The sequence below is a fragment of the Xanthomonas arboricola pv. populi genome, from assembly GCF_002939945.1.
Taxonomy (GTDB): Bacteria; Pseudomonadota; Gammaproteobacteria; order Xanthomonadales; family Xanthomonadaceae; genus Xanthomonas; species Xanthomonas arboricola_A.
Map to the genome: position 1 here is coordinate 213197 of NZ_MDEB01000007.1, position 24580 is coordinate 237776.

General features: G+C 62.7%; 18 protein-coding genes, 2 other RNA genes and 1 pseudogene. 14 read left to right on the plus strand and 7 right to left on the minus strand.

Annotated features, from left to right (window positions below; all coding sequences use genetic code 11):
- Positions 1-128: 128 nt before the first annotated feature.
- Positions 129-1928, minus strand: a complete 1800-nt coding sequence (locus XaplCFBP3123_RS17715) for a chloride channel protein (RefSeq protein ID WP_104535206.1) — start codon at positions 1926-1928, stop codon at positions 129-131.
- Between XaplCFBP3123_RS17715 and XaplCFBP3123_RS21915 the strand changes: the two genes are divergently transcribed.
- The 9 genes from XaplCFBP3123_RS21915 (at position 1899) to XaplCFBP3123_RS17760 (ending at position 12636) form a co-directional block, all read left to right on the plus strand.
- On the plus strand, positions 1899-2495 hold the full coding sequence (locus tag XaplCFBP3123_RS21915; RefSeq protein WP_429001638.1) for a KUP/HAK/KT family potassium transporter: 597 nt from the start codon (positions 1899-1901) through the stop codon (positions 2493-2495). The genes XaplCFBP3123_RS17715 and XaplCFBP3123_RS21915 overlap by 30 nt on opposite strands.
- Before the next feature lie 334 nt (positions 2496-2829).
- Positions 2830-3729 (plus strand): trypsin-like serine protease, encoded by a 900-nt coding sequence (locus XaplCFBP3123_RS17725; protein ID WP_104535208.1) that lies wholly within the window; start codon positions 2830-2832, stop codon positions 3727-3729.
- 189 nt (positions 3730-3918) lie between these two features.
- Positions 3919-3995: non-coding RNA, sX9 sRNA (locus XaplCFBP3123_RS17730), on the plus strand.
- Between the two features lie 76 nt (positions 3996-4071).
- Positions 4072-4452, plus strand: coding sequence for a hypothetical protein (locus XaplCFBP3123_RS21295; protein ID WP_216361737.1), 381 nt, complete (start codon positions 4072-4074; stop codon positions 4450-4452).
- A 53-nt stretch (positions 4453-4505) separates the two neighbouring features.
- A complete protein-coding gene (locus XaplCFBP3123_RS17740; protein WP_104535210.1) occupies positions 4506-5789 on the plus strand; it encodes a TolC family protein in 1284 nt (427 codons plus the stop codon).
- Positions 5786-6769 (plus strand): efflux RND transporter periplasmic adaptor subunit, encoded by a 984-nt coding sequence (locus XaplCFBP3123_RS17745; protein ID WP_104535211.1) that lies wholly within the window; start codon positions 5786-5788, stop codon positions 6767-6769. Before XaplCFBP3123_RS17740 ends, XaplCFBP3123_RS17745 begins: the two co-directional genes overlap by 4 nt.
- Positions 6770-6780: 11 nt before the next feature.
- Complete coding sequence (locus XaplCFBP3123_RS17750) at positions 6781-9945, plus strand: efflux RND transporter permease subunit (RefSeq protein WP_104535212.1); 3165 nt, start codon at positions 6781-6783, stop codon at positions 9943-9945.
- 89 nt (positions 9946-10034) lie between these two features.
- A complete protein-coding gene (locus XaplCFBP3123_RS17755; protein ID WP_104535213.1) occupies positions 10035-10943 on the plus strand; it encodes a cation diffusion facilitator family transporter in 909 nt (302 codons plus the stop codon).
- A complete protein-coding gene (locus XaplCFBP3123_RS17760; protein WP_104535287.1) occupies positions 10927-12636 on the plus strand; it encodes a phosphoethanolamine transferase in 1710 nt (569 codons plus the stop codon). The genes XaplCFBP3123_RS17755 and XaplCFBP3123_RS17760 overlap by 17 nt, the downstream gene beginning before the upstream one ends.
- Before the next feature lie 141 nt (positions 12637-12777).
- On the opposite strand, the gene XaplCFBP3123_RS17765 is transcribed toward XaplCFBP3123_RS17760, so the two are convergent.
- Positions 12778-12855, minus strand: a non-coding RNA gene (locus tag XaplCFBP3123_RS17765) — sX9 sRNA.
- A 384-nt stretch (positions 12856-13239) separates the two neighbouring features.
- On the opposite strand from XaplCFBP3123_RS17765, the gene atpC reads away from it, so the two are divergent.
- The 5 genes and pseudogenes from atpC (at position 13240) to XaplCFBP3123_RS17795 (ending at position 18471) form a co-directional block, all read left to right on the plus strand.
- Positions 13240-13782 (plus strand): ATP synthase F1 subunit epsilon, encoded by a 543-nt coding sequence (gene atpC, locus XaplCFBP3123_RS17770; RefSeq protein WP_253254239.1) that lies wholly within the window; start codon positions 13240-13242, stop codon positions 13780-13782.
- 68 nt (positions 13783-13850) lie between these two features.
- The gene (locus XaplCFBP3123_RS17775; protein ID WP_104535214.1) at positions 13851-15356 is read left to right on the plus strand and encodes a DASS family sodium-coupled anion symporter; all 1506 of its coding nucleotides are present in this window, start codon (positions 13851-13853) and stop codon (positions 15354-15356) included.
- Positions 15357-15429: 73 nt separating this feature from the next.
- A pseudogene (locus tag XaplCFBP3123_RS17780) lies at positions 15430-15762 on the plus strand (transposase); the annotation flags it as partial.
- Positions 15763-16205: 443 nt separating this feature from the next.
- Positions 16206-17045 (plus strand): hypothetical protein, encoded by an 840-nt coding sequence (locus XaplCFBP3123_RS21605; protein ID WP_216361738.1) that lies wholly within the window; start codon positions 16206-16208, stop codon positions 17043-17045.
- Positions 17046-17196: 151 nt separating this feature from the next.
- Complete coding sequence (locus XaplCFBP3123_RS17795; RefSeq protein WP_104535215.1) at positions 17197-18471, plus strand: FG-GAP repeat domain-containing protein; 1275 nt, start codon at positions 17197-17199, stop codon at positions 18469-18471.
- Positions 18472-18794: 323 nt separating this feature from the next.
- Here XaplCFBP3123_RS17795 and XaplCFBP3123_RS17800 read toward each other — a convergent pair whose 3' ends face one another.
- The 5 genes from XaplCFBP3123_RS17800 to salA form a co-directional block, all read right to left on the minus strand.
- Entirely contained in the window at positions 18795-20006 is a 1212-nt protein-coding gene (locus XaplCFBP3123_RS17800) for an MFS transporter (RefSeq protein WP_216361739.1), read from the minus strand.
- 276 nt (positions 20007-20282) lie between these two features.
- Entirely contained in the window at positions 20283-21845 is a 1563-nt protein-coding gene (locus XaplCFBP3123_RS17805) for a dynamin family protein (protein WP_104535216.1), read from the minus strand.
- Entirely contained in the window at positions 21842-22258 is a 417-nt protein-coding gene (locus XaplCFBP3123_RS17810) for a hypothetical protein (RefSeq protein ID WP_104535217.1), read from the minus strand. The genes XaplCFBP3123_RS17805 and XaplCFBP3123_RS17810 overlap by 4 nt, the downstream gene beginning before the upstream one ends.
- Positions 22249-23097, minus strand: a complete 849-nt coding sequence (locus XaplCFBP3123_RS17815) for a GTPase domain-containing protein (RefSeq protein ID WP_104535218.1) — start codon at positions 23095-23097, stop codon at positions 22249-22251. The genes XaplCFBP3123_RS17810 and XaplCFBP3123_RS17815 overlap by 10 nt, the downstream gene beginning before the upstream one ends.
- Positions 23098-23196: 99 nt before the next feature.
- A complete protein-coding gene (salA, locus tag XaplCFBP3123_RS17820; RefSeq protein WP_104535219.1) occupies positions 23197-24474 on the minus strand; it encodes a salicylate 1-monooxygenase in 1278 nt (425 codons plus the stop codon).
- Positions 24475-24580 lie beyond the last annotated feature (106 nt).

Here is a 24580-nt window from a genome sequence, read left to right on the forward strand (position 1 = left end):
GAACCGCGGTAGCAGATAGATGATGGGCAACGCACAGGCGGCAGGTGCCGGAGACGCCGTCTGCACGCAGTGGCCGTGCCGGGCCACCACGTGCCCTGTCGCTTCAGCCGCTACTGGCAGCACGTCGCTCAGTCATCGCCGACCACACGCTCTCCCATCAGTTCGCGCTCGCGTTTTTCCAGTTCTTCGGCATAGCGCTTGCGCACGAAGCCTTCCGACAGCACGCCAAGCACCCTGCGTTGGGCGTCGATCACCGCCAACTCGTCGGCCTGCGTCGCGTCGAAGACCTTCATCACCGCCACGATGTCGGTGTCTGCCAGCAACGCCGCATCGCGGTGCTTGGCGTAGTCGCTCACTGGCGCATCGGCCTGCACATTGTCCGCATACGGCACCGCCAACGGCACCACACCGGCGTAATGGCCGGCGGCGTCTTCCAGCACCACGCGCTGCGTGGACCCCAACGGAAACCGCCGGCGAAACTCACTGACCGTGGTGTCGTGCGCGGTGTGGTTGGCGTCCTTGCGCATCATCTTGCCGGCCGACAGATTGCGCACCCACCCCACATCGCGTGCGCTGCGGATGTTTTCGCCACGCAGATGCAGGCGCCAGGTCGAGAACGAATAGCCAAACACCTGACGCACCACCGTATTGGCCACCAGCACCGCCACCATCACCGCGCTCGCCAGCACGAAATCATGCGTGCCTTCCAGGATCAGCATGGCCATCGTCATCGGCGCACCGACAATGGCCGCCGCCAACGCGGCCATGCCCACCAACGACGCGCTGGTGATGTCCACCGCCGCAGCGCCGACCAGCAGATTCAGGAACACTGCAAACAGACCGCCCACCAGGGAGCCCATGAACAACGAGGCGAAGAACAGGCCGCCACGGAAGCCGAAACCCAGCGAGATGCCCGACGCGATGCATTTGAGCACCAGCAAACCGGCCAGCATCTGCAGCGTGCTGCTGCCGGTCATGTCCAGATGCAGGGCGCCATGTCCCGACGACAGCACTTGCGGCGAATACATCGCCAACGGAATCAGCATCAATCCACCCACCACCGGGCGGCCCCAGATCGGTAGATCGATCCGCCCCACAGCGCGCTCGATACCGGCCACCAGCCGCATCACCGCGATGCCGATCAACGCACAGGTCAGCCCCAGCGCAATGTAGATCGCATAGTCGCGTGGCTGCAATTGATAGGCGACCGCCGCCGGCAACGAATACGGCGCAGCACCCAGCGCGTTGGCCATGAACGCGCCGGCCAGGGCCGCCGCAGCCACCGGCGCAAGCGCCGACGGCGTATAGGCGCCGATCACGATCTCGAACGCGTAGAACGCACCGGCCAGCGGCGCCCCGAACGCACCGGCGATCGCTCCTGCCGCGCCGGCACCGACCAGCGTGCGCATGTCGGCCCGGCGTACCCGCAGGACACGGCCCAGGTGCGACCCCGCGCCCGCGCCCATCTGCGTATAGGCGGCCTCCAGCCCCACCGATGCGCCAAAGCCATTGGACAGCAACGTCTGCACCGCCACGATCAGGTTGTCGCGCATCGACAGGCGCCCGCCGTGCAAGGCATTGGCTTCCACCGCATCCACCAGCGGCCGCTTGCGCCGCCGCGCCAGCAATGCCACCAGGCCCACCAACAGGCCGCCCAACGGCAGCGCCAACAACTGGGTCGTAGTGATCGACTCGGCGGTACTGAGCCGCTCGCCCGGCGCAAGCCCGTACAGCCAGGCCTGCAGCGCGTGCGCAATGCCAGCCTGCACCACCATCAGTGCCGCGGCGATCAACCCGACCGCCGCCGCCAGCCCGATGAACCAGAGATCGTTGGCGCGCAACTGCCTGCGCAACCACTCCAGCGGCCGTCGCCACGGTGCGACCGCCGGGTGCGGGACATGCGTGGCGTTGTGAGGGAGTGGCTGCATGGAAGACCAGCGATCCGCCGGATCAGGGTGCCGGCGCACGGGAGGCGCCAGCGATGCGGCCTAGTGTGCAGCAGTCTTGCTGACTTGCCGCAGTCTGACCGCGGCAGGGCAAGCAACGACCAACGGGGCGACAGCTGGTGCAGGCCGCACGCCGGGACCGAAGCGCTCACCCAGGCGCATACAGCGATCAGCGACTTCCTCGCTGGCAGCACACCGTGGGGACTCCATGTAACTGACCGTATCGCGCTTTTCTTGGTGTCCAACCCTCAGCCGGCGCCAGCGGCCGTGCTTCACCACATCAAGCAAAACCAAGTGCTGCACCGGCATGACGTCTTGGCGCACGTCCAAGCGCACCGAACGCCTTGGGTTGGCCCGATCCAGCGCAGCCAGAACCATGATCTGGACAACGGGTTCTGGCAGTCGACCCCGCATTTCGGGTTCATCGACAAGCTAGATGTTCCCGCAGCATTGGAGGTCGACGATTGCCTGCGCGCAGGCACTGTAGGAAAGCGCGGCAGGCGTGCCGCAGCGTCTCGCCAAGTCGACCGGCGCTGTGTCGACCCCTGATCGTGGCAGGGCGGTACTCGCCGAGGTGCTGCCGAAGCCGAAGCCGAGGCCGGCGTCGGGCCGCCTTCGGCCTTCGTTACACGACGCCGCAGTTCGTAGGCAAGCAGCGCGCCGCGAGCTCCACCGCCGATGATGGCGACCTCGCAATATCACCTCGAAAGTGACGGTAAGAGACGTCGATCGTCCTGTGCGTTGGTGCAACAGGGATGGCGATATCGCTCACCGTCTCGAACCCATCCACCGCAGTGACACCGCCTATTTATCAATGCGCGAATGAATCTCGCGAACCACCACTTTCCCCGACCCCGACATCCCTGAGAGAACTCGATCCCTGATGAAAATCCGACCACTGCAAAAGCACGTGGCAGCACTCGCAATTGCCATTGTCACCACCCTCGCATCCCCGTTCGCCACGGCGCAGACCCCGGGCGTGGTGGCACCACGAAATCCCGATCGTGCGGCCCTCCCGGTCATCTCCGGCTCGAAGGTCAGCGTTCCTTCGGGATCATGCACCGTGGGGGCAGTGTTGGTGCCCACGAGCATCTTGCACAGACTGACGCCGTACCAGCGTGCCACGCGATGGATCGTGCTGGCCAAGCACTGCGCGCCGATGTACTCGAGCATCCACATGGGTACCGCTGCCATCGGCACCGTTGTGTGGCAGTCGGCCACCTCGGACATTGAACTCGTGCGAGTTTCGCCCCAGCCGGGTCCGTCATCGCTGTACTGCGCGTCCCACGGCAGCGCTGCCTTCTGCAATCCGATCCAGTCCTACACTCCCCGTGCAAACAATCAGGTGTTCATGCCGCGCGCCGGGCGGGAGGCGCGACTTGCTGTAACCGGTTGGTCGAGCGCGCCGGATGGACAGTTCTGCACAAGCGGGTGGCGCACCGGCGTCCGCTGCGTGTGGCAAGGCATGTCTCTGGTGCCGGGAATTCCCAGACCGAGTTATCAGCACATCGATGCCGCCCACTCGTCCGAGCTCGATAGCATCGACAACGGCGACTCCGGCGGACCAGTCGTCACCTACGACAAGCATCTGATCGGGATCATTTCCTCCGGCGAGTCTGGCGGCCGTTCCATCGTCTACTACACGCCAATGCAACAGGTGCTGCACGAGCTGTATAGCTACTCCCTCGCCCCGGCCGACCTGCCCACCGCTGCCGGCGACGACAATCCGCTTTCACCCGGCGGTGAAAACGCTGGGTGGGAACTGGCGCCAACCGACGAGTGAGGGGCACGGCCGCAACCTCCCACCGGATGGAGGCGAGCGGGTCAACGCTCAGGACGTCGGCCGGTGTCATCGGCGTTCCGTGATATTCGGAGTAGCTCTTCAGTCAACAAAGCGCCGCCTCCATGCGGCGCTTTGTCATGGGGCTTCAACAGCGACCGCCTGCAAGGCGATCACCGGCTCCGAATCGGCATGGCCCCCGCGTACACTCCGGTTCTGAACGCGCCGCCCGCACTCACCTGACCACCGCTCGCTCCGTTTTGTTAGCCGCTCTTAATCGACGATGTATGCGTCGCTCGATTGAGATTGTGTAACGCGAGGAATCACACGTATGGTCCGCGCAATATGAACCGCGTGCTCCGCCAACTTGGTCGCCTGCTCCGTATCCCAGCCATGGCTGTGCTGCTGATTGCTGTGCTGTCCAATCCGGTGTTCGCTGCGGTTGCAGACTTGCACCAGGCTTACCTGGCGTCTGCGGACCACTCGCACAGCCCGGGCACTCAAGACAACGAAGGTGAGACATCCCCTGTCAGCGATCCGCACACAGGCGAGTTGCTTGATGCACTCATGCATGCGTCGCATTGCTGTGGGCATTTGACCGCTGTGACGCCGGCATTGCTAATTTTGCATGCCACGCAAGCACCTGCGCTTCAGCCTCAAACCATTAAGACTCTGGCTGTGTCGTTTCCAGCCTCCTCGGATATTCGTCCCCCGATAGCGCTGTAACGACTGCACCGCCCTTTGGCGGTTTCGTTACATTTCGCTATCGGAGAGTTCCTATGTGGTTGCGATTGGCGGCAGTAGCCGCCTTCGCGGTCGTGCCTGCGCTATATGCGCAGGATCGACCGCTGTCCCAAGATTTGACACTGGACGAGGCAGTTCAGCGCGTTGCCAAGACCCACCCCGACCTACGCCTGGTCGATGGACAACGTGATGTCCTGACTGCGGATGCCGAACGCGCAGGCCAACGCCCACAAATGATGCTGGGTGCAACGCTTGAAAATGTCTTGGGCACCGGCCCCTACCGGACATTCGGTCAAGCAGAGCTGACCGTTACGCTTTCGGGCATCTTGGAGCGTGGCGGCAAGCTCGATGCCCGCCGGACCCTGGCAATGGCACGCATTGATGCGCTAGCTCCTCAGCGTGAAATCGCACGCCTGGACCTGTTGGCAGAAACGGCACGCCGCTACCTCGCGATCACCGCAGCCATCCGACAGCGAGAAATCGCTGAGCTGGACATCGAGCAGCGCAGGCGAACCGTCGATGCGGCACGCCGTCGTTTGGAGGCAGGTGCATCGCCCGAGTCGGTCGTGTTGACAGCAAAGGCGGCCCTTGCAGAAGCAGAGCTTGATCGTGATCGGGCAGCGCAAGCCGAGCGCTCGGCGCGACAAAATCTCGCGGCTCTGTGGAATCAGCGAGAAGCGGCGGCCGGCCTGGTATCCGGCGATCCAATGCGACTGCCTGCCCTGAGTGACTTCAAGCAACTGAGCGACTATCTGACCTCCAATCCCGAACTTGCTCAAGTAGCAGGTGAAGAACGGATTCTTGAAGCTCAGGTGCGCCTGGCTCGAACCGAGGCCAGTCCTGACGCGCAATGGCAAATCGGTGCACGCGCACTCCGAGGCGATAGCGCGGTGGGTGTCATTGCGGGGCTGAGTATCCCCATTGGAACCGGTCGCCGTGCACAGCCAGCAATTCGCTCGGCTGAAGCAGAGCTGGCCCTCAATGGTGTCGAGCGTGAAGCGCTACTGGTTCGCCTGCTCTCTACATTGTCCGCTGCCCATGGCGACTACTCAATCGCGCGCCTGGAGGTCAATCGGCTCGACACCGATGTTCTTCCTCGCCTTGCGGAAGCTGAGAAAGAGGCAGATCGCGCATGGCGGGCCGGAGCGATCAGCTACATGGAGTGGGGAATGCTGCAAGACAGACGTATCGAAGCACGTAGACGTCAGCTGCAGGCAGCCATTTCCGCCCAATCCTCTCTCATCGAAATTCAGCGACTGACTGGTCAGCCATTAGTGGCGACAGCAGGCGCCAACGCCAAGGAAACCTCGCAGCCATGAAACCGGTCAGAAAGAATACCTTCACGCTCATGCTCTTGTTCGCAATCGCCGCCCAGTTGACCGGCTGCGGCGGACCACAGGCAAAGGACGATAAAGAAGCCGCTGACAGCAAGCCACAAGCAAAAGAGGCGCATGGCGAAGAAGAAGGTCAGGACGAAGCGCCCAAGTCCACACGCATTGCTCGTAAAGAGGCTGATGCAAACGGCATCAGAGTTGTCGCGGCCGGGCCAGGTGCCATTGCGATCGAACTCGAAGTGCAGGGTCAGATCGCCGCAATCGATGGCAGCGATGCGAAAGTCACGGCGAGCTATCCGGGGCGCATCAGATCACTGCGCGCAAATGTGGGTGACCGTGTCAGAGCGGGGCAGTCCATGGCGAGCATCGAAAGCAACCTCAGCCTTTCCACCTATTCCGTATCCGCACCAATCAGTGGTGTTGTGCTGACGCGCCAGGCGCAGGTCGGCGGTGGCGCAGCGGAAGGACAGGTATTGTTCGATGTTGCCGATCTGAGCAAGGTCTGGGCAGATCTCAGCGTGTTCGGCGCGCAAATGGCTTCGGTGGTGCCTGGATCAAGCGTCGTAGTTACGCGCTTATATGACGGCACGAGTGCACAAGCAACGATCGATGGGGTGCTGCCGGGAGCAAGCGCTGCAAGTCAAAGCTCCACCGCCCGTGCAACGCTGCAGAACCTGGACGGGCAGTGGCGGCCTGGCGTTGCCGTGACTGCAAAAATCGCGATCAGCAACCGTAATGTCGCGTTGATGGTGCCGCGTTCGGCAATGCAAACGCTGGATGGTGGCGAGGCAGTGTTCGTGCGAACCGGGGACACCTACACGGCACATGCGGTCAGACTCGGCGAAGGCGATACCGAACAGGTGGAGGTGCTTGAAGGGCTCAAGGCTGGCGATCAGGTTGTGGTCGAACAGAGCTATCTCGTCAAGGCTGACATCGAGAAGTCCGGCGCATCGCACGAGCATTGAGGAGAACTGACATGCTCGAACGAATCATTCGAATCTCGATCAGTCAGCGCTGGCTCGTCATGGCCATGACGGTGCTGCTGATTGCCATCGGTGTGTGGAGTTTCAGTCAACTACCGATTGATGCCACACCAGACATCACCAACGTCCAGGTGCAAGTCAATACGGCTGCACCTGGCTACTCGCCTTTGGAAGCCGAACAGCGGGTGACCTACCCCATCGAGACCGCAATGGCGGGCCTTCCTGAGATGGATCATTTTCGATCCATTTCCCGCTATGGTCTGTCTCAGATCACAGTGGTCTTCAAAGACGGCACGGACATCTATTTCGCCAGGCAACAGGTGTCCGAACGATTGCAACAGGTGAAGTCGCAAATTCCAGCCGGCATCGAGCCAACACTAGGCCCGATCGCAACCGGCATGGGAGAAATCTTCTCCTACACCGTCGACGCCGACCCGAAGGCGAGAAAGCCTGACGGGAAGCCCTACACCGCCACCGATCTACGGACGCTCCAAGACTGGATCATCCGCCCGCAACTGCGCAACATCCCCGGTGTAACCGAGATCAATACACTTGGCGGATACAAACGTGAAGTTCACATCACGCCAGACCCCGCTCGCCTCAGGTCTCTTGGTTTAACGCTCGACGACGTCGTCAACTCTCTGCAGCTCAACAATCAAAACGTTGGCGCAGGCTACATCGAGCGCAATGGTGAGCAGTTCTTGGTGCGTATTCCCGCCCAAGTTGCGGACATCCGTGACATCGAGCAGATCGCGGTCGCAAAGAGAGACGGTGCGGTCATCCGTGTGCGAGATGTGGCGCAAGTTGCAGACGGCGCCGAACTACGCACGGGTGCGGCAACGCAAAATGGCCATGAAGTCGTGCTTGGCACCGCCGTGATGCTGATCGGTGCTAACAGCCGTGACGTCGCGCAAGCAGCGGCAGCCAAGCTCAAGGATGCCGAGAAAAGCTTGCCTGATGGCGTCAAAGCGACACCCGTCTACGATCGCACAGCCCTGGTTGATCGCACCATCGGAACCGTGACCAAGAATTTGACCGAAGGCGCTGTGTTGGTCATCGTCATCTTGTTTCTATTGCTCGGAAATTTTCGCGCCGCGTTGATCACCGCTCTAGTGATCCCATTGGCGATGCTCTTCACCCTAACGGGCATGGCGCGCGGCGGGATCTCGGCCAATCTCATGAGTTTGGGTGCGCTTGACTTTGGTTTGATCGTTGACGGCGCCGTGATCATCATCGAGAACTGCCTGAGCCGCTTTGGCGAGCGTCAACACCAGCTCGGACGGCAAATGGATCTCGCCGAGCGTTTTGAGATTACCGCCAGCGCCACAGCAGAAGTCATCAGGCCCAGCTTGTTCGGGCTCGGCATCATCACCGCCGTCTATCTACCGATCTTTGCGCTAACAGGTGTGGAAGGAAAGATGTTCCATCCCATGGCGATCACGGTGGTGTTGGCATTGACGGGCGCCATGGTCCTTGCGCTTACTTTCGTTCCTGCTGCCATTGCGTTGGCACTGGGCGGTAAGGTGGAGGAGAAAGAAAACTGGCTGATGGCACGCTTCCGCAAAGGATACGAACCCCTGCTTGATCTCAGCCTGCGCAGTGGAAAGTGGGTGGCCGTTGGAGCCATTGTCCTGCTCGTGTGCAGCGGCTTACTTATAACCAGGCTAGGAAGTGAGTTCGTCCCAAGCCTGGATGAGGGCGACTTTGCTCTGCAAGCCATGCGCATCCCGGGGACTAGCCTCACGCAATCGGTGGGCATGCAGCGACAACTGGAGCAACGACTCCTGAAAGTGCCTGAAATCGACCGGGTGTTCTCGAAGATTGGCACTGCAGAAGTGGCGTCTGACCCGATGCCGCCCTCGGTCGCCGATACCTTTGTGATGGTGAAGCCACGTGACCAGTGGCCTAACCCGGACAAGCCCAAGGCCGATCTCGTTGCACAGGTCGAGCAACTGGTGGATAGCATCCCCGGCAATAATTACGAGTTCTCGCAACCGATCCAGATGCGCACGAATGAACTCATTTCGGGAGTCAGGTCGGACGTGGCCATCAACATCTATGGAGATGACCTAGACACGCTGCTCAAGATCGGGCAACAAGTTGAAGCGGTCGCAAAAAATGTTCCAGGTGCTGCAGATGTTCGTGTGGAGCAAGCCAGCGGACTGCCGCTGCTATCGATTGTTCCTAACCGCATGGCACTGGCAAGCTATGGACTCAGTGCCGACGATATTCAAAAAACCGTTGCGACAGCAGTAGGCGGCCAAGTCGCCGGACAACTCTTCGAAGGCGATCGCCGATTCGACATTGTTGTCCGTTTGCCGGAAGCGTTGCGGCAAGACCCCAGTGCCATCGAGTCGTTGCCCATTCCACTCAAGGCCTCCAAGGACGTCCTGTCAGGTTCGGAATCTAGCGGACCCCAGACCATTCCACTTGCGGCAGTTGCCAAGGTCACTCGGAGCGAAGGCGCAAACCAGATCAATCGGTATAACGGTAAGCGGCGAATTGCGGTCACTGCCAATGTCCGCGACCGTGATCTAGGTGGGTTTGTCACCGAGCTTCAAGATGTGGTTGATGCCCAAGTCAAGACGCCGACGGGCTATTGGATCGAATACGGAGGTAGTTTCGAGCAGTTGAGTTCGGCAAGTAAGCGATTGGCGATCGTTGTCCCAGTCACACTGGTCATCATCTTTGCCTTGCTTTTCTGGGCATTTCGCTCGGTCAAAGACTCGGCAATCGTCTTTAGCGGTGTTCCGCTAGCGCTTACGGGTGGAATCATTGCGCTCAGTTTGCGTGGAATTCCGTTGTCCATCTCCGCAGGCATCGGGTTCATTGCACTGTCGGGTGTAGCGGTTCTCAATGGCTTGGTACTCATCAGTTTTATTCGAGGACTGCGGGAAAAAGGCGATCCGTTGCCCGTTGCGGTCCGCGAGGGGGCGCTGAGTCGGCTAAGACCCGTATTGATGACAGCGCTGGTGGCATCACTTGGATTTGTGCCAATGGCACTCAACGTCGGCGCCGGTTCGGAAGTTCAGCGACCACTTGCCACTGTGGTGATCGGCGGAATCGTATCTTCGACGCTGCTAACGCTGGTCGTCCTGCCTATTCTGTATCGGTGGGTACACAGCCGCGCCACAAGAGAAAAGGCAGCGGAAGTCTAATCAGCGGTGTCCTAACCCATCGCGATTCCCGCGATGGGTGCTCTGCCATACCCAAAGCAAACGCCACATAGGCGTTCAGGAGAATATTCATGAGTGGCAATCACGACCACGCAGGCTCCGAAGTCCGCTTCGAGAAGCCGCTATGGTGGGCGCTCGGACTCACATCGCTATTTCTTGTTGCCGAAGTACTAGGTGGCTTTTTAACCAACAGTCTTGCGTTGATTTCCGACGCTGCGCATATGCTGACCGACACGATTGCGCTTGCCGTGTCCCTTTTCGCTGTGCGTATCTCCAGGCGGCCAGCTGACAAGAAGCGAAGCTATGGCTACGGTCGCGTAGAGTCGCTGGGCGCGCTGGTCAACGGCTCCCTACTCCTCCTGGTTGCGGGCTACATTCTTTGGGAAGCAATCACTCGTTTCAGACAACCACCACATGTTGCATCCACCGGCATGCTTTTCGTCGCCATCAGCGGGCTTATCGTTAACCTCATCGCGATGCGTCTGCTCAAGTCAGGAAGTGGCAGCTCGCTAAATCTAAAGGGTGCGTATCTTGAGGTCTGGAGCGACATGCTTGGATCGGTGGGCGTCATCATCGGTGCGCTCGTCATTCGTTGGACCAACTGGACACTTATCGATCCCATCATTGCGGTGCTCATCGGATTGTGGGTGTTGCCGAGAACCTGGACGCTCATAAGCGCGGCCGGACGCGTTCTGATGCAGAGCGTGCCTATCGATGTCGACATCACGGCCTTGGAAAGAGCGGTGCGGGCACATGCCGATGTCGACTCTATTCACAACCTGCATATCTGGTCGTTGGCCTCTCGCCAGACTGTGGTGACCGCGCATGTTGTCGTCAAAGAAGATGTCAATACCTTGGACCGGGTTCGTTGCGAAGTGGCAGGCATCGTTCGCTCTGTTCTCGACGTCTCTGAGCTGACCCTGCAAGTCGAATGCGTGGCGTGTGATGGCTCAGGAGCACGTCATGACAGCAATTTTTAGTTCCGTCCTTCAACGACTACGCACCAGAAACAGGATCAACACAGAAGCAACGTCTAGCTGGCGTCCATTGCTCTCGGCGGACTGGCTTGTCTGGGCCGTTGCTATGTACACGGCAGCGGCACTCAATCAAGCATTCTGGCGAGCCACCGCAGCCACAGGCGCGTTTTCTGATCATGGAGGATGGGAAAGTGCGCTTAGCCTGGCCTTGATCCTGGTGGGCATCAATGTGCTTCTACTTCGTCCACTTTGCTGGAAGGGCGCAACCAAGCCTGTGTTGACTGTTTTTTTATTGGCTGCTGTCTTTACGTCTTTCTTCTCTGATCGCTATTCGATCTATTTTGACGTCAGCATGGTACGCAACATCCTCAAGACAAACGCAGCTGAAGCTGGTGACCTGATCACATCTTCCCTGCTTCTGCATGTCATCACCTATGCAATAGCTCCACTCGTATTTATCTGGTCGACACGTCTAAGAGGGCTATCGATTCTGCGATCGACCGTTGCCATGTTTGGGTCGATTGCAGTGGCGCTCATGCTGGTCATCATTGCCGCATTGATTAGCTTCAAAGACGTCAGCGCGCTGATGCGAAACAATCGGGAGCTCCGCCATCTGGTGGCTCCTGCGAACGTTGCTGTCTCCAGCATACGCATTGCAGCAAAGGAACTCTCTGTTGACACTGGCCCGAGGCGGGTCGTGGCACCGGATGCTCGTCTGGTTGGCCATGACCCTGAGCCGAAGCCACACGTGCTCGTGCTGGTGGTCGGGGAGACCGTGCGTGCATCCAATTGGGGGCTGAATGGATATGCGCGTCAAACGACTCCGGAACTTGCCAAACTCGATGTCGTCAACTATCCAGATGTGCGCGCATGTGGCTCAAGCACCGAGGTCTCATTGCCATGCATGTTCTCGGCTAAAGGGAGGGCAAGCTATAACGAAGATGAGATAAAGCGTTCGGACTCCCTACTGCATGTCTTATCGAGAGCTGGTGTCCAAACGCTCTGGAGAGACAATCAAGGCGGATGCAAAGGGGTCTGCGATGGTTTGCCGTTTGAAAAGGTAACACCAAGAAACCAAATAGCTGCTTGCCCGAATGATGACTGCGGTGATCTGGCACTTCTTGACGGTCTTGAAAAGCGCGTGCGTTCAAGCCAGGAAGACATGGTGATCGTATTGCATCAACTAGGTAACCACGGCCCAAGCTACTACCTGCGCTATCCGGAGCGACTACGCCGGTTCAGGCCCGACTGCAGAAGTGCCGATCTCGGAGACTGCACACGTCCAGAGGTTATCAACGCTTACGACAACGCAATTTTGGCGACGGATGAACTAGTTTCCCGCGCGATAAAGATGCTTGCTTCAATCGATACGGTCGACAGCGCATTGCTGTATGTCTCCGATCACGGAGAGTCACTTGGCGAAAGCAACCTGTATCTGCATGGATTGCCTTACGCCATTGCCCCGGACATGCAGATGAAGGTTCCCATGGCAGCATGGCTGTCGCCGGGAATGGTGCAGTGGCGCGGTTTGAACATGCACTGCGTGCGGCAACGCGCGTTACAGCCTGCAAGCCATGACAATCTTTTCCACTCGGCGCTGGGACTCATGGATGTTTCGACGAGAGCCTACTCCAGGGAGCTTGATTTGTTCGGCGGATGCGCATCGCGCACCTACAATGACAAGGATCGACCGTGAGAGCGGTATTTATCACGCTTGGGCGTGCATCTACTCTGGGCGACGTCGGGTAAACGTGACGTCTTCATCGCTTCACTCCTCATGATGACGGAGGCCCATGCCGACGAAGCCTCTACGTTACGGTGCGCCTGTTCGTAGAGCGGCTAACAAAAACGTAGCGAGAGGTCATGAGGGGAGTGCGGGCGGCGTGCTCAGAACCGGAGCGTACGCGTGGTCCATGCCGATTCCGAGCACCGACCGCGCCCGCCTGGCGGCCGCGCGGTAGGTGTGTTGGCCACTCTTAGGGATGGGTCGCCCGGTACCTAATGTCCAGAACGACCTGTAGCTGAGCATCAGCTCTTTACATATCACGTATTACATTATTTGCATTGCAAAGCCAGATTGCTCTCGCTTCCTCTCGCTAACACATCACTCGGTTTGCCCTTACATTCCATCTCCCGTTTTTGAGTTGATCGAGATCAAGGCGGACGTGTATGGTGCGCTGCACCATAGAGGTATGAACCGGACACCGTTTGGCGTTCCTCTCGGTGACCAAGTCGTGCCGAGGTAAGAAAGAAGGGCTGTTGTAGGGCAACAGTGCCAGACTGTTCAAGGAGTGTTGAAATGAAGCTTGGTGGAAAATTATCACTCGTTGCCGGCGCTGCGCAGAGCAGTGAGGCCTCTTCGACCAAGGCCTCAGACGAATACGACATGCGCTCTCCCCCCTCAGCCCACCCCAGACCCGACTTCATCGCTAACGCACAGCAGACGTTCGCGCTGACCGTGGTCAGTCTCACGGGAGCCCAATGGGAGGGAGAAGTCAGGGAGGTGAGTCTTCCTGGGGAACAGGGCCGATTTGGCGTGATGGCAAGACATACACCAATGCTGAGCACGCTGCGCGAGGGCATGATCCTCGTGTATCCGGAGACGGGCGAGCCACCTTTCCAGCTATATGTATCGGGGGGGTTCGTCGAGGTCCAACCGACTCACGTAACCGTTTTGGCTGACTTGGCGCTGAGAAGCGAGGACCAGGACAGGGCGAAGGCCGAAGTTGCGAGAAACGCCGCGAACTCTCCCATGGCAACGTCTCTCACGGACGATGCTTATGCTCAAACGCACGCCGAGCTTATGCATCACTTTGGGGCAAGCCCACGCGCCAAGCCTTGATGACTGGAACCGCTGCGCATCGCTTCAAGCGCTCCCCGCTTGTTGGACAGTCATAAGGAGCCCCCCCCATGCCAAGTCGCGTCAAAGCAGCATTCAAGTATTTCAATCACGCAGTGCCGTTCAAACTGCCTCAGGCCCTGGCGACAACGGCAGTGCTTATCGCATTGCTATTGTTGCCGTGCCCTGAAGGCCTGACGCCCAAGGCCTGGGGACTGGTCGCCATATTCCTGACCACCATCATCGCCATCATCCTCAAGGTCATGCCGATCGGGGTGATGGCGATGATGGCCATTGTCATCGTCGCGCTTTCCCAAGTCACGTCTAGCAGCTCCAAGGGTGCGATCGCTGACGCGCTCTCCAGCTTCTCGAGCCCGCTCATCTGGCTGATCGTGGTTGCGATCTTGATTTCCCGTGGTCTAAAGAAGACAGGCTTGGGGAACCGCATCGGAATGTTGTTCATTGCGCTACTGGGCAAACGGACACTGGGCATCGGATACGGCCTGACGATCTGCGAGCTCTTGCTCGCCCCCTTTACACCCAGCAATACCGCGCGTGGTGGGGGCATTGTTCACCCGATCATGAAGTCAATTGCCAACTCGTTCGATTCTGACCCGGCGAAAGGCACGCAAGGCAAGGTCGGAACCTACCTGGCGTTGGTGAACTATCACGCCAATCCCATCACATCGGCCATGTTCCTCACCGCCACAGCACCCAATCCGCTGGTGGTCGACTATGTCGCCAAAGCGACGAACCAACAGCTGCACCTGTCCTGGACGACTTGGGCACTATGTATGCTTCTACCGGGGCTGACCTGTTTGATCATCATGCCTCTGGCCATTTACCTGCTGTCTCCTCCGGAACTGAAAGTCACTCCCAACGCAGTTGATTTCGCCAAGGGCGAATTGAAGACGATGGGGTCTCTGACGGCGAAAGAAACAGTGATGATCGGGACCTTTGGTTTGCTGCTGGTCCTTTGGGCGAACGTGCCCGCCATGATTTTCGGGCCCTCGTGGACCTTGGATCCCACGGTTGTCGCATTCGTTGGCCTGTTTGCGCTGATCATCACCGGCACCCTGGACTGGGACGATGTGCTTTCCGAGAAGAGTGCGTGGGACACGCTGGTATGGTTTGGCGCGCTGGTGATGATGGCCGAGCAGCTCAACAAGCTGGGCGTGGTTGGCTGGTTCACCGAGGCAATGAAGGGCGCCATCATCGCCAGTGGAATGGGATGGAAAGCGATCGCCAGCGTGCTCGTCTTAGCCTTTGTCTTTTCCCACTACCTGTTCGCGAGCACCACCGCCCACATCAGCGCGATGCTGCTTGCGTTCCTAGGTGTAGGGGCGCTGCTCATCCCCCCGGACTACGTTGTCCCCTTCATGCTCATGATGACCGCGTCTTCGGCGATCATGATGACGCTGACGCACTACGCCACAGGCACCTCGCCTATCATCTTCGGCAGCGGCTACGTCAGCTTAGGCGCCTGGTGGAAGATCGGACTCATCATGTGCTTGCTTGAGCTCCTCATCTTCGGGCTCGTCGGAAGCATCTGGTGGAAAATCCTTGGCTTCTGGTAAATCTTGCAACCCGGGTGAACGACCAACAAATATGGCCGTTGTCAGGCGTGACGCCACACCTGACAAAGGCCACTTTGGCGACAGCGGCTACACCGGCACGGACAAACGCGAAGAACTGCAGGCGTGCAAGGCTACATTGTTCATCGCCACCAGGCCCTCGACGATGCAAGCCATCGGCAGCAAACGCGAGCGTGCTCGGGAACAGCGTTGGAAACACTTCAATGCCAGCGTGCGCGCGAAAGTGGAGCATCCGTTCCGGGTGATCAAGCACCAGTTCGGCTACACCAAGATCCGCTATCGCGGCTTGGCCAAGAACGGCGCACAAGTGCTGACCTTGTTTGCGCTGTCAAATCTGTGGATGAAGCGAAAGCAGTTACTGCCTGCCATGGGGAGCGTGCGCCTGTAACCCGGGGAATTCCCACGGAAAGCGCCATAGATGGCGAAAATCCGTAGATCCAAACGCCACTCTCCGCAACGACGCGACATTCCGCATTCTCAGGCCTCGGTGTTCAGACCTTCCCTAAGCATGGTTGCATCGCCTGGATCCCATGTGACGCTTATTTCAGGAACAGGATGCTGAGCATCGCCCCGATTGCAGGCAAATAACCCGTCACGTGGGCGACATTGCATCGGCTGGTGTCCGGCCCATAGAGTACATACGTGCATTTGTTCTGGTGGTAGTAGACTTCAAGGTCGTGATTAGCACATGCGATTCGGCTGTGGAGGTACCGCAACAGCGGAATAACTCGGCCGGCGCTAACCTGTCGCTGCGCCGTCCTGATCGCCCACTACCAACATCAATAAAGGGCGCGCCAGCCGGTGCCCCGCTTTCTCCCAGGAGACCTAGACATGTTGCGACGATTGCTCCTCGGCCTGGGCTCAGCTCTGGCGGCCTCGACGGCCATTGCCGTACCGGCGCTGCATGGTGTCATCCCGGGTTCGGAGTTGTTCGTGGACAACAAGGAAGATGAGGGCAACCACTTCTTGATGTTCAAAAATCCCATCAAGTTCACCCAGGACATGAGCGCTGTCGCGAGCCGGCCGCAACAGCCGCGCGCGGTTGCCACCGCGCGCAACGACGACGCCAAGTCGTATCGGCGCTCAGGAGTCGAGTTGCGTGACTCCACGTACCTCGGAGCACCGGCCATAGAGCTGCGGATGCCCGCATCGGCCTATCAGGATCCGGCCAGGGAACAACTCAGCGACCGCAACTTCATGGCCTGGCTGCCAGTAGATTTCCACGACGGGACGATCGAGGCGGAGGTCGCCAGCGATCTGGCCGAGGACGCACCCGCCTATGCGCGTGGCTTCGTGGGCATCAGCTTCCGCATCGACGCGGAGGGACGCTTCGAGAGCGTCTACCTGCGTCCCACCAACAGCACTGCCGACGACCAGGAACGACGCAACCACAGCGTCCAATACGCGGCCTACCCGGAGTTCCGCTTTGATCGGCTGCGCAGAGAAGCGCCGTCAAGGTACGAGGCCTATGCCGACCTTTCCCTGGGCAGGTGGATCCCGATGAAGCTGGTCGTGGCCGGCGCCCAGGCCCGGCTGTACCTGGACGGGAAGTCCGAACCGGCACTCGTCGTCAACGACCTGAAGCTGGGCCCAGACCAGCACGGTGGCGTCGGCATCTGGATCGAGTCCGGGACCGTCGCCCACTTCCGCAATCTGCGCGTAACGCCTTAGGAGAACCCGATCTGACCCCACAGGCCCGGCGATACACCGCAGCCGTGGCGCGCGCCGACGGGGATCCCCCCTTCGACCGGGTCGCCTGACATTCCCGGCGCCGTGCCCGGTCGCAAAGCCCCCTCTCGCTTCACATCACAGGAGCCGCCCCATGAACGATCGATTCCCGCTCTGCCTCGCCATCGCCCTCGCGGCGGCAGTGAGCCAGGCCCCGGCCCAGGAACGTCCATCGCAGGCCTATGCGGATGTCACCACGACACATGTCCCGCCGGGGCCGGACATGCACGCCGTCGATGCGACCATGATCGACGCCGACGGCGATGGCGACCTCGACGTGGCGGTCGCCGTCGAGCGCGGCCCCAACGCGCTGTACCTCAACGATGGCAAGGGCCGCCTGAGCTGGAAGCCCGGCGCGTTCGACGCCACGCCGCATGACAACGAGCACGTGGCATCGGCGGACTTCAACGGCGACGGCCACCCGGACCTGGTGTTCGTCGCCGAGGAAGACGAAGTGCACGCGCTGTACTTCGGCGACGGCCGCGGCAGTTTCGCCGACATGAGCGCGCGCCTGCCGCGCGGCAGCCAGGGCAATGCGGTCGCGGCCGGCGACGTCAACGGCGACGGCCTGCCGGACATCGTGGTGGGCAACACCGCCGAGGACAAGAGCAAGCCCGCGCGCGACTTCCTGTGGCTCAACGACCCGGCGCGGCCCGGCCACTTCGTCGATGTCAGCAGCACCCACCTGCCGGCGAACGATGCCCACACCCAGGACATCGCGTTGGCCGACATGAACGGCGACGGCCACCCGGACCTGGTGCTCGCCAACCAGTCCCCGCCCAACCGCCTGCTGCTCAACGACGGCCGCGGACGCTTTACCGATGCCAGCGACCGGCTGGAACTGAAAGTACCGCTGGAAACCCGCGAGGTCCACGTGTTCGACGCCACCGGCGACGGCCATCCGGACATCGTGTTCTTCAACCTGACCAGCAACAACCACGGCTGGGACAAGGACCCGCAGACCCGTCTGCTGGTCAACGACGGCAAGGGCCGCTTTCGCGACGAAAGCGAACGGCGCCTTCCGCGGCACCGCTTCTCCAGTTGGGGCGGCACCATCGTCGATGTCGACCGGGATGGCGATCCGGACATCCTGGTCAGCGCGATCCAGGTGCCGGGCTTCGTTCCGTTGCAGGTGCGCGCCTGGCGCAACGACGGCCGGGGCAACTTCGAGGACGCCACCCTGGACATCGTGCCCAGCGCCACCGTGGGGCGCAGCTGGAGCATGGCGCAGGGCGACCTGGACGGCGACCGCAAGCCAGACGTGTTCATCGGCGGCTGGCGCTCGCAGGCGCGGCTGCTGCTGACCGACACGGCAATCCTGGAACCGTCGCGCCCGGCGCCGACGCCGCTGCGGCTGCCGAAGGACTGAACCCCGGCAGCCCCGGTGCAACGACCGATATCGACAGGCATTGCCGCGGCCCAGCGTCCCACCCACTGCGTAGACACCGCACAGGGGGCAGCCGCGCGTACCGTTGATCCGTTTCCGTGGGGACGGCAGCGCTGGCGACCGGTAGCGAAGGCCGCGCCGCCACGATCCAGCTGCAGCGCCAGGGCCTCAGCGCTGCCGGGCGGGCCGCACCCGGCCGCCGGCTCTCGAGCCGGCGCCTCTCCGTCGCCGTCCCAACGCGCCCGGTACGAACGCTGTCGGCGGTGGCATGCGACAGCGCGACGAAGCAGATGGCGATGCGGCCTTCAATCAATGACCCGGTCGCGCCCGGCCAGCGTCGCGAACAGCGTCACCAGCACGCTGGCCAGCACCAGGAACAGCAGGGGCAAGGCCCATCCGCGGGTGAGATCGTGGAGCACGCCGACGATCAGCGGCCCTGTCGCGGCGCCCAGGTAGCCGATGCATTGCGCCATGCCCGACAGTGCGGCAGCCTGGTGGTGATCGCGGGTCCGGAGCGCGAACAGCGACAGGCTGGTGACCATGGCGATGCCCGCGCCAAGACCTGCACCGACCAGCCAGAGCAGGGAATAGGCAGGCGCGAGCAGCAGTCCGAGCGTACCGACCACCAGGGCGAGGCCACAGGCCAGTCCGAGCCTTGTCTGGTCTCGGAACCGCCCGATCAGCGATGCGCTGACGAGGTTCGTCGCGACGGCGACGACCTGGTAGACCAGCAGATAGACGCCGGACGTCCCGGCAGCGACGCCCCGGGAGGCGGCATACGAGGCGTACCAGTCGATCAACGCATAGAAGACCAGCGAGTGCGCAGCGAAGAACAGCGAGACCTGCCACCCGATGGGATGCCGCCAGGGCGAGCGCCGCTGCGTTCGGACGGCATCGGCCGGCCCCGGCAGCGGCAGCGGCTGCCGCGAGCGCTTCCAATGAGGCATCCATACCAGCATGGTCGCCAGCGCCAGCAGCGCCCAGCCGCCGATGGACCAGCGCCAGCTGGATCCGACGACGCGCGCGATCGGCACCGCCATCCCGACGGCCACCCCCGCCATGCCGGCCATGGCGGCCGCATAGAAGCCGATGATCCTGGCCGCCTGATGCGGGAAATCGCGCTTTACCAGACCGGGAAGCAATACGTTGCCGAATGCGATGCCGACACTGAGCACGAGGGTACCGGCCCAGACCCATCCAGGCCCCGGCAAGGAGCGCAGCACCGTACCGACGAAAATGCAAAGCAGGGCGACACCCAGGGTGCGCTCGAGGCCGTAGCGCCTGCCAACGGCCGGCGCCACCAGGGACAATGCGCCGAATACCAGCAGCGGCAGCGCATTCAGGAGCCCGGCGCCGAGGCCGTCGAGGCCAAGGTCGCGCTGGATGTCGGACAGGACCGGGCCCAGGGCGGTGATCGGCGCACGCAGGTTGGCTCCGATCAGGATGAGCGCAAATGCCAGTCCGGCGCCCGCTTCGATGGAAGGGTGCGTGCCGGGGGAACGATCCGAATGTGCCACGAAAACCTCGCGCGTTTGCAGTCCATTGCAGGGCAATGGACATCAAGCGCGTTGGTTGACGTTAACGCTTACGCGAGTCCCGGCCTTGCACCGGGATCGTATGCCACCGATTCTCACAAAGGCGGCGCAGCATGGTCAAGCGATTGCTGCGGATCGGGTCGGTGCGAGGACAGCGACGCAGCCGGGCCGGTTGGGCCGACGCCCGCACCGTGCAGTTCCCTCCGCGACGGCCCGGGCCGTGGGCCGCCGTCGCGCAGCCGCCATCGGCGCGAAGGCCTACGCCTGGCGGATCTCCCGTGCCAGCGCCGCCAGCTCGTCCGCGGCGGCGGCCAAGCCGGCCCGCAGGCATGCACTCTCCTGCATCAGCCGGCGGACGGTCGCCCTGCACCGTTCGACCGCATGCTCCGCCAGGCGCGACAAATCCCGGTAGATGGCCGCTTCCAGCGCGGCATGCAGCCGCTCGTAGCTCACCCCGACCACCACGTCACCGCCCTCGGCATGGACCACGTGCTGCGCGTAGGCCGGTCCGTCATACGCTTCGACCGGCGCGGGCAACCGGTCGAACACCTGTTCGTAGCCGGCCAGCGCGACCTGCGCCTCGCCGCGGAAGGCGTCAAGGATCCGGCCTGTCAGCGTACGCCACATCCCGCTCACGTCGCGCGAGGCTGCATGTTCCTCCAACAAGGCCGGCAGGCCCGACATCAGCCTGCGCCCGGCCGCGCGGACGATCCGGGACGCGCTCTGCTCGAGCCGGGACAGCGCTTCCTGCAGCGAGCTGTCCAGTTGGTCCAGTGCCCGCAGGCCGTGGGACTGCAGCGCGTCCAGCACGTCCTCCTGCAGGTAGTGCAGCAGCAGTTCGGCCGGCTTGCGTCGCTTGTAGGCCAGCGCCGGTTCGAGGATGCCCAGCAATGCCAGATACAGGCGCTCGAATCCGGCCGCGGCCATCGCTTCGGCGCACGCGCCATGTTCGCGCGCGGCATAGGTGGACACCGATACCGGGGAAAGGACGAGGGTCGGATCGAGCCCGGACGACTGCAACTTCTGCCGCGCGCGCGCTTCGACGTCGCCTTCCTGCTGTGCACGGTTTGAATCGCTCTTGTTGCGCAGCACCTTGCGGATCTGGCCGTCGACCTCATCCTCCTCGTACACGTCGCTGCGTGTGATCACCGGAAGCAGCGGCTTGCGCCGCTGCAACTCGCGGCGCAGCTGGTCGAGCTCCTGTACCTGCCCCGGCGCGGTTGAGCTGCTCAGCCACAGCACGCCCTCGGCGCTTTCGGTGTAGCTCAGGGTCAGCTCGGCGTTCTCCTCGCTCACCGAGTGCAGTCCGGGCGTATCCAGCAACGCCAGCCTTTCGCCGAGCAGCACCCCCTGGATGCGCGAGGTGGTCTCGGTGGCGCCTTCCTCGAAGGGCTCCGGCATGTCGACGACGCAGCCGGCCTCAAGGCGGAAGTAGCGCGCCGTGGCGCCATGGGCGATGAAGCGTTCGGCCAGCAGGTTGCAGAACGCGCTCTTGCCCGCATTGATCTTGCCGAACACCAGCAGCACGGCCATGTCGCCGAGCCGGTCGGCCAGCGCCCGCGCGGGCGCACGCTGCGCACGCTGCTGCGGCCAGCGACGGGCCTGCGCATCCAGCAACGCCCGCAGGGCCTGCACCTGCACCGCCAGGGCATGGTCCGGCGCGAGGCCATGCAGCGTCGGAGGCTGGGCCTTTAGCATCTGCGCGAGGTGGTCGAGCCAGTCCTCCAGTCGCGCCATGCCTCTGCCGAGGTCGTGGACGACCTGCTCCCCTTCCGCGACCGCCTCGACCCACCGGGTCTCGCTGGACCGCGGCGCGCTCATGGGGCCGGCTCGAGACGCGTCCAGCGGGCCAGCGCCCGCTCCGCCGAAACGATTGCGGCGTCGGCCGCTGCGACGGCCGCCGCCGACTCGGTGCGGTCCGGCGACAGCTCGAAGTAGCGCATGAACTCGCGCTTCAGGTGCGCGTGTCCGGCTGGCGTGGTGAACAGCCCGAAGCCGACGTCCTGCTTCTTCACCGCCAGGCCAAGCACCGCGACCAGAGCCGAATTCAGGGTGCTGTGCTCGCGTTCGCCCCGCAGCAGGCCGATGACGCCCGCTCCCTTCAGGAAACCGTCGATCTCCACGCAGGCACGCGTCAGCGCGAGGTGGCGGCGTGCGTAGCGGACCTTTTCGGCCGCTCGCTCCTCGGCGCTGCCTGCCGTGGCGGCAGGGCTGTGTTCATGGCTCAGCCACATGGCGGTGCCTCCCTCTGCAGGTCGTCGCGGACCTTGTCCAGCACCGAAGCCAGGCCCTGCTCGAAGGCATGCCGCTGCTGGTGCCGGGCCTGCTGCATCCTGTCGCGCGCGCCCCGGCGATCGGCCAGTACCTGCTCCAGCTCCCCCAGGATCCGCTCGAACAACCGCCGGGTCTCATGGACGCGTGCGGCCGGCACCTGGGCACAGGCCGCTTGCAGCCGCGCCCGCAGGTCCGGGATCCCGCTTTTCTGCACCAGAAGCTGCTTGCCCCTTTCCAGACCCTGGCGATGGCGCGTGGCGGAGACCTCACAGGGGATCAGGCCGGGGACCTGGCGCGCGATGGCCGCCTTCACCGTCTCCTGGGCGTCGTCACCGCCCAGCTGGTCCACCTGGGAGAGCACGAACAGGGTCTGGCGTCCGCTAGCGGCGTCGTCGCGAAGCAACCGGTCCAGCACGACGCACTCCGCCGCATCCAGCTCGCCCTCCCTGGCCGCGTGCACGAACAGGCGGACATCCGACTGCACCCAGGCGGCCAGCCTGGCAGCGCGATCGTCTTCGCGGTCGATGTCCGCGTCCAGTCCCGGCGCGTCCAGCCAGCGGATCCCCGCATGGACCCGCTCCGAGAGCGCGACCGTCTGGCGCCGATCAGCCACCAGGAAGGCATCGTCGCCGATCAGCTCGTTGAGCAGGCGGCTCTTGCCGTGGTTGTATTTCCCGATCACAGTCACGGTAGGCACTGGCGAGCCCTTCACCAGCATCCGCCACCGCGCGAGATCCTCGACGCGGTGGGGAAGCACGGCCAGCACGTCCTGCTCGGCATCGGCGACAGCTGTGTTCATTCAGTTCAACCTCCACCCGCATGCGGGAGGGACCACTTCGGCCTCCACGCGTTCGGCGCGGCCAGGCCGACGCCTGCACCGCCGCGCACAGGCCGCCACTCAGGCCCAGCCCAGCTGCGCATGGGCCTGGCCGATCTCGACCTCGATATCGTGGTTCCATATCCAGTCGAAGCGCTCGGCCAGGCGCGCGCCCAGACGGGCATCGTCGTCGCCGATGGCGGGGTCCCGGAACTCGTACAGCTCGCCCGCGTCCCACGAGGTCTGCTGCACACGGCAGGCACGTGGCCGGCGAATCCGATCGTAGGCGGCCAGCACCTGCGGCAGCGCCGCGCGCGTGAGCCTCGGCTCGCCCAGCAGCCTGGCGAGAAAGTAAGCGTCCTCCAACCCCTGCCCGGCACCCGCGCCCTGGTGCGGCAGCATCGCGTGCGCTGCATCGCCGATCAGGGCGACCCGCCCGTGCACATAGCCGGGAAGCTGCGCCAGGTCGTGTAACGCCCAATAGGTCGGCCTGTCGATGCATGCGAGCAAGGTCCGCGCGGCCACCCCCCAGTGGACGAAGGCGGCGAGCATCTCGTGCTGGCTGACCTCGCGCACCCACGGCTGGTCCTGCGGCCATTGCGGCGGCACGGCGGCACGCTCGGTGACGAAGGCCACCACGTTGATGATGCGCCCCTGCTTGACCGGAAAGGTCAGGATGTGGGCATCGGGTCCCAGGTACATCTGCGGCACGTCCACCAGGTGCGTATCCACGCCTTCGGCAGCGAACGCGTCGCGCAGGCGGCCGCTGTCGATCATGCCCCGATATGCGCACGTACCGGTGAAGCGAGGTGCGACAGGATCGTGGCCCAGGGCCTGCAGGACGGGGGCGCGCAACGCGGACTTGATGCCGTCGGCGGCGATGAGCGCGTCACCCTCGTATCCGCTGCCATCGTCGAAACGCACGCGCACGCCACTGTCATCCTGCTCGACCGCCCGGGCCCGTTTGCCGAAGCGGGCCAGCCCGGGGGGCAGCCGGATCGCCAGCGCAGCGAGGAAATCGGCACGATGCACCGAGGACTGACCCACGCCCGGCGCGATGCTCGCGCCGATGTAGCCGGCGTCGCTGCCCCGTCGCCATTCGAACCAGATGTCCTGCCACGGGGGGGACGTGCGGTCGGCCAGGGCCGCATAGGCCTCGCCCATGCCGAGCCCGGTGATCGCACGCACCGCGTTGGCGCCGAAGGAGACCCCGGCACCGATCTCGCCGAAGGCCGCGGCCGACTCGAATAGCTGCACCTCCAGCTGGGGATGGCGGCAAAGTCCCAGCGCCAGGCCGACGCCGGCGATGCCGCCGCCGACGATCCCGATGCGCAGGCGCGGGTCGGAGTCAGATTTCATGATGGGATACCTCGCAGCTGATGAGAGCAGGGAAAGCGGAATGCGCCTCGCGACAAGGCCTGCGGTCGGGCAAGGCCGTGCCGCACGCGTTCGCATGGGCAGCGGT